A 5980-nucleotide genomic window follows, 5' to 3' on the forward strand; every position below is an offset into this window, starting at 1 on the left:
TGAGGTTCTCGTTGTCCGAGTTTTCCGCCGTCTCCTCCAGCTTCTCCATGTAGAGTTCGGTGACCGTCTTGGCCTCGCCATCGTCGTTCTCGACGGTGGTCTCCTGGCCCATCAGGTTGGTCTCTTCGGAGCCGGGCAGGTCGTGATCGGCGAACACATCGTCGATGACATCCTCGCTGGAGGTCTGCTGGAAGCTGGAGGCGGCCTCGAAATGCTCCGGTGTCACCCCCTTGGAGACCACGAACTTCTCGCCGTCGACCTCGACCAGCTTGAGCCCCTCGATGACGTCGCCGTGCTCGTCGGTGGCGCTCTTGACGCTGTCACCCTTGCCCAGCACCGGGATGTCCTCGTCGGCGGAACGCAGCTTGTAGCCGTCGTCCTCGAGTTCGTGGATCCGATCCCAGGTCTGCTGTGCGGTGGAGACCGTTTCGAACAGTGCCGGCGTCAACGCCTTCGATACCACCACGTCCTTGCCGTCGTGAGTGGTGTAGCGAATGACGTCCTCCCGCGCATCGTTCTGCCAATGGAACCGCTTGTAGTCGTTGAAGTCGGGGGCTTCGGTATCGGCGCCGGCAATGGTGGCGCCATCCTCGACCGCAATGTCGATGGCATCCTGATGCTCGGCGTTACCGCCCAGGGTCGCGTACTGCTCGCTCAGGTAGTCATAGAGTTCCGGATTGTCGCTGCGCGCGACGACGAACTTCTCGCCGTCATGCTCGTAGCGAATCACCTCCGGGCCCATCTCGCCGGGCGCGCCGACTTCGGTGTTGTAGTAGGGCGGTGGCGTGGCGTCGCTGCCGATGCGCTGGTAGCCATCCGCCTCGCTCTTGTTGATGCCGATCAGGCTCTCGTAATCCTTCTTGACGGCAGCGAAGAGCTCAGGGTTGGCGCGCTCGGCAACCACGACCCGGGTGCCGTTCTGCATCTCGTAGCGGATGACACCCTTGGCGACTTCATCGGGCGGGGCGATGAAACGGTAGTCGCTCAGCTTGCCGGGCGGCTCGGCATCGGGCGGCAACACGCCATAGCCATCCTCTCCGCTCTGGTTGAGCGCGCTCATCTGGGAGGCATCCTGCTTGACCGTCTCGAACAGCGCCGGCGTGGCGTGGCGGTCGACCTCGACGGTCTTGCCGCCCTTGGTCTCGTAGCGAATGAGATCGTCGCCGATGGTCACGATCTGGTTGTAGTCGTTCAGGTTCCTGGGCGCCTCGGTATCGGCATCGGCGCGCTCTCCAGGCTTGGATTCGTCGTCACCGGAAGGGGTGGATTTCTGGCTCAGGTGCAGGGTCCGCGACAGCGTCGACTGCCAGCGCCCGCTGCGCTGGCCATCGGCTCTCGGGTCGCCAGCATCCGGGAGAGGGTTCGAGACATTCTCGCGCGTGATTTCCTGAGCCATGGGATGAGCCTCCGGTGGTTTTTATTAAATACTCGTTCAATGTCCACTTGAATTCAGCGCCAATTGGATAAAAGACGTGTCACCCTGTCGTAAAGTCGTCAGCCGTTGTCATGATCTCGTAACGCGGGTGTCGCCATAAGATGCTGGTCCATGTTGCCGGAGCGTTCCGCCACCGTTGTAAGACGTTACGCAACCCGACCCCGGACATTGATATAAAAGCGGGGGAGTGGGAGTCATGACAACGGAGCGAGACACGCCATGCCGGGGTTCGTGGATGAGGTGGGCCAGCAGGTGGTTCGGGGTTGGTATGTCGGCGACCGCCAGGGCGAACCCCGCGCGGTGCTGGTCTCGATCAACGGCGAGGCTCGCTACTGCGCGCTGTGCCAGGAGCCGAGGCCCGATGTGGTCGAGGCGGGCCTCTCGACCCGGGCCGATGTCGGCTTTCTCGCACCGATGTCGCTGCGGCCGGGAGACCTGGTCCGGGTCAGTGCGCTCGACAGCGGGCGCCTGCTCAACGATGGCCTGGCCGTGGTGATGGCGCATGACGTCGATGACGGATTCATCGATGTCGAGACCGGCATGGCCCATCCCATCCTCGGACCATGGGTCGCGCCGCTGCGGCCCCATCTCGAGGTGCGCGCCCTCCGCCCGCTGCCGGGTCACATGGGCCATCTCCCCGCGCTGGAGGTGCGAACGGCAGATACCCGCTATGTCGTCCATTGCCAGCTATCGCGCGCCCACGCTCTCGGGCTGGAACGACTCTACCGCCAGGTACTCGCGCCCGCCGGTATCGCGGCGCCGTCGCTGAAGGCCGTTATCGACCATGGGGAGACCGCCAGCCTGGTGGTGGAACGAATCGAGGGGAAGCCGCTGGGCGCCCATCGCGAGGGCAGCGAACCCGCCTTCCGCGACACGCTGGACTCGCTGGCGTGGCTCGCCCTCGTCGGCCGTCCAGGTGGATGGTCCGATCGTGATATCGGCCGTCGGGGACGTCGCGCACTGAACAGGATGATCGTGGGCGTCTGTCTCTCGGCACTGAGGCGACGGCGGTGGCAAGAACTCGAACGGCTGCTGGGAATGGCGCTGGTCGTCTACCGGCTGCCGCGGGTCTTCTCCCACGGCGACCTTCACCCGCAGAACGTGCTGATTCAGGATTCGACCGGTGCGCCCATATTCATCGACTGGGACCACGCCGGCATGCTGCCGGTGGGCTGCGATCTGGCCCGCCTGCTGCTGAGCGTGCCGCCCAGGCTCGCCGAAGCGTGGATCGAGGCAATGCAGGGACGGGAAAAAGCCCCCAGGCCGGACGCGATGCGCCTGGGGTGGCTGATCATGACCTATTTCGCCATGTCGCAGCGTCACCCCGATTTCCACGCCACGGAGGAGGGAAAATATCTGCATCGTCGGTTCGCTGAGTCAACGGGCCGAAAACCCCCGGGAACCGGGGCCGTTTCCCAGGGAAATTGAAGCGATCGCGCAGCATCGTCTGCCGTCGGTTTGCGGTTTCTCATGCCGCTCACCTCATTAACAGTGTCATTACCTTTCTTAGAAAAGCCGTGCTGGTGCCCGCCGCGAGGAGCGGCTTAGAATGCGTCGACCGGGGATTTTTTCCGCAGGAAGCGGATTTTTTCGGTTAAGCGGCTGATTGATAAACGTTAAATCAGTGCCATCCGGGCGTTTGGCAGGGGAAGGTATGGATATCGATGCCTGGTTGAGCATCGCAACCGTCGTGGCGGTTTTGGCCACGCTCGTTTTCACTCGGATCGCGCCGGACGCCATCCTGGTCGGCGCCATGGCGTTTCTGATCTTCACCAACGTGTTGACGCCCCAGCAAGCGCTGGCCGGTTTCGCCAATACCGGGGTGATGACCATCGCGGCGCTATACGTGGTGGCGGCGGCGCTGAAGGAGACCGGCGCGATCAAGTGGATCGCCGCGCAACTGCTGGGGCAGCCGACCACGCTACGCCGCGCCCAGTGGCGGGTGATGCTGCCGGCCTCGATCCTGAGCGCCTTCATGAACAACACCACGGTGGTGGCGATGTTCATACCTGCCATCCAGGACTGGTCCAACCGCCTGCGGCTGCCCCCCTCCAAGCTGCTGCTGCCGCTCAGCTACATCTCCATCCTCGGAGGCACCTGCACCCTGATCGGCACCAGCACCAACCTGGTGGTCGACGGCCTGTTGCAGAGCCAACTGGGCGTCTCCCTCGGCATGTTCGAACTGACCTGGATCGGGCTGCCGATCCTGCTCGTCGGCGGCGGTTTCATCCTGATCTTCGCCACATGGCTGCTGCCGCAGCGGGATGGCACCAACGCCCAGCTGGACCAGATTCGCGAGTACAGCGTGGAGGTCACCGTCGAACCCGGTGGGCCGCTGGTGGGCAAGTCGATCGCGGATGCCGGGCTGCGCAACCTGCAGTTCGGCTATCTGGCCGATATCGAGCGCGACGACCACCTGATGACGGCGGTGCCGCCGGAGACGAAGCTGCTGGGCGGCGACACGCTGGTCTTCATCGGCGCGCCGGAGTGCGCCAGGGAACTCCGCGAGATTCGCGGGTTGAGCCCCGCCAACGGCAACGTCCAGAAGCTGGATGTCGCCCACCACCGGCGCTGCCTGGTCGAGGCGGTGGTCAGCCCGGACTTCACCGGCATCGGGCAGACAGTGCGGGAATCCCGGTTTCGTTCCCGGTTCCAGGCAGTGATCCTGTCGATCTCCCGCCATGGCCGGCGCCTGAACGGCAAGGTCGGCGATATCGAGCTCCAGGTCGGCGACACCCTGCTACTGGAGACAGGCCAGGAGTTCGTCGAGCAGTACCGTTACCGCAAGGATTTTCTGCTGGTCAGCCAGCTCAACGACTCCACGCCGCCCAACTTCCAGAAGGCGCCGCTCTCGCTGGGCATTTTGGGCGTGATGGTGGTGCTCAGCGCGACCAACCTGATCTCGATCCTGGAAGCTGCCTTTCTCGCGGCCGGGGCCCTGCTGATGACCGGCTGTCTCTCCATGGGCAAGGCGCGGCGCTACATCGATCTTTCGGTGCTGATCGTGATCGCGGCCTCGTTTTCCCTTGGCGAGGCGATGACCCAGTCCGGTGCGGCACGGACCATCGCCGAACTGGTGGTCGGGCATATCGACTCGCCCTGGCTGGCGCTGGCGTTCATCTACCTGATGACGGTGCTGTTTACCGAGATGATCACCAACAACGCCGCGGCGGTGCTGATGTTCCCCATCGCGCTGGCAGTCTCGCAGCAGTTGGGGGTGGATTTCATGCCGTTCGTGATCGCCATCACCATCGCCGCCTCGGCCAGCTTCATGACCGCCCTGGGCTACCAGACCAACCTGATGGTGATGGGGCCGGGGGGATACCGGATGCACGACTATCTCAAACTGGGGTTCCCCGTGAGCGCTCTGGTGGGGGGTACCGCGATTCTGCTCATCCCTTTCATCTGGCCTTTCTGACACGACGCGAATGGTGATCGGTCTGGCCGAAGGATTGACGGAGAGACACCATGAAGATCGACGAAGCCACGAGGCGGGAACTGCTCTCTGGCGTGATCGCCGCCGGTGAGCGGGTGCTGGAGATCTATGCCCAGGATTTCAGCGTCGAGACCAAGGCCGACGACAGCCCGCTGACCCAGGCGGACATGGCCGCCCACCGGGCGCTGACCGCGCTGCTGCAGCGCGTGACGCCGGAGATACCGCTGCTCTCCGAGGAGAGCGATGCCATCCCGTTCGACACCCGCCGGCAGTGGTCGAGCTACTGGCTCATCGACCCGCTGGACGGCACCAAGGAGTTCATCAAGAAGAACGGCGAGTTCACGCTCAACGTGGCGCTGGTCGAGAATGGCGTGCCGTGCTTCGGCATCGTCCATGCGCCGGTGCTCGGCATGACCTGGTGGGGGGATGCCGACAGCGGCGCGTTCAAGATCACCGCCGACGGCGAACAGCCGATTCGCGTGCGCGAGCTGCCGGCGGCGGGCGACCAACCCTGGCTGATCGTCGGCAGTCGCTCCCACGGCGCCGAATCGTTCGAAGCCTTCTGCGCCCAACTGCCGGCCCACGAACGGGTCTCCATGGGCAGCTCGCTCAAGCTCTGCCTCGTCGCCGAAGGCGCCGCCGACCTCTACCCGCGCCTGGCGCCGACCTGCGAATGGGACACCGCCGCCGCCCAGGCCGTCGTCACCGCCGCCGGCGGCCAGGTGCTCGACGCCCAGACCCTCGAACCACTGCGCTGCAACCAGCAGGAAAGCACCCTCAACCCGTTCTTCATCGTCTGTGGGCAGCGTGACTCCCGTTGGCGCGATGCGCTGAGTTCGGCGCTTAGTGCCGGAAGCTAGAAGTTGGAGGTTGGAAGAAGTCTCCAGTACCCGTTTTTGACCGGGCTTTTCTTCCAGCTTCCAGCCGCGAAGCGGCGCTCTTCGGGCTTTCAGCTTCCCGTTGCGTAACTAACCCCCGATTCAATGGACCACTCGATATGGAAATGACCCCCGAACGCCAGACCCATCTCAAGCAGCTCGAAGCCGAGTCCATTCACATCATCCGCGAGGTCGCGGCCGAGTTCGGCAACCCGGTGATGCTCTACTCCA

The 5980-nt window shown here is 64.1% G+C and carries 4 protein-coding genes and 1 pseudogene; 4 read left to right on the forward strand and 1 reads right to left on the reverse strand.

Going from position 1 to position 5980, the window contains the following annotated elements; all coding sequences use genetic code 11:
* Nucleotides 1–1396, reverse strand: a 1396-nt coding sequence (locus AC3AYF_RS17265; protein WP_295037742.1) for a hypothetical protein, incomplete at its 3' end; no start/stop codon positions are given.
* Between the two features lie 258 nt (nt 1397–1654).
* Here AC3AYF_RS17265 and AC3AYF_RS17270 point away from each other — a divergent pair.
* The 4 genes and pseudogenes from AC3AYF_RS17270 to AC3AYF_RS17285 all read left to right on the forward strand — a co-directional run.
* The gene (locus AC3AYF_RS17270) at nt 1655–2863 is read left to right on the forward strand and encodes an aminoglycoside phosphotransferase family protein (RefSeq protein WP_295037740.1); all 1209 of its coding nucleotides are present in this window, start codon (nt 1655–1657) and stop codon (nt 2861–2863) included.
* Nucleotides 2864–3089: 226 nt separating this feature from the next.
* Complete coding sequence (locus AC3AYF_RS17275) at nt 3090–4853, forward strand: SLC13 family permease (protein ID WP_295037738.1); 1764 nt, start codon at nt 3090–3092, stop codon at nt 4851–4853.
* A 50-nt stretch (nt 4854–4903) separates the two neighbouring features.
* Nucleotides 4904–5731: a 3'(2'),5'-bisphosphate nucleotidase CysQ gene (cysQ, locus tag AC3AYF_RS17280; protein WP_295037736.1), complete on the forward strand. Its 828-nt coding sequence runs from the start codon at nt 4904–4906 to the stop codon at nt 5729–5731.
* 143 nt (nt 5732–5874) lie between these two features.
* Nucleotides 5875–5980, forward strand: a pseudogene (locus tag AC3AYF_RS17285) (sulfate adenylyltransferase subunit CysD); the annotation flags it as partial.

It is taken from the genome of Salinicola sp. (assembly GCF_982684285.1).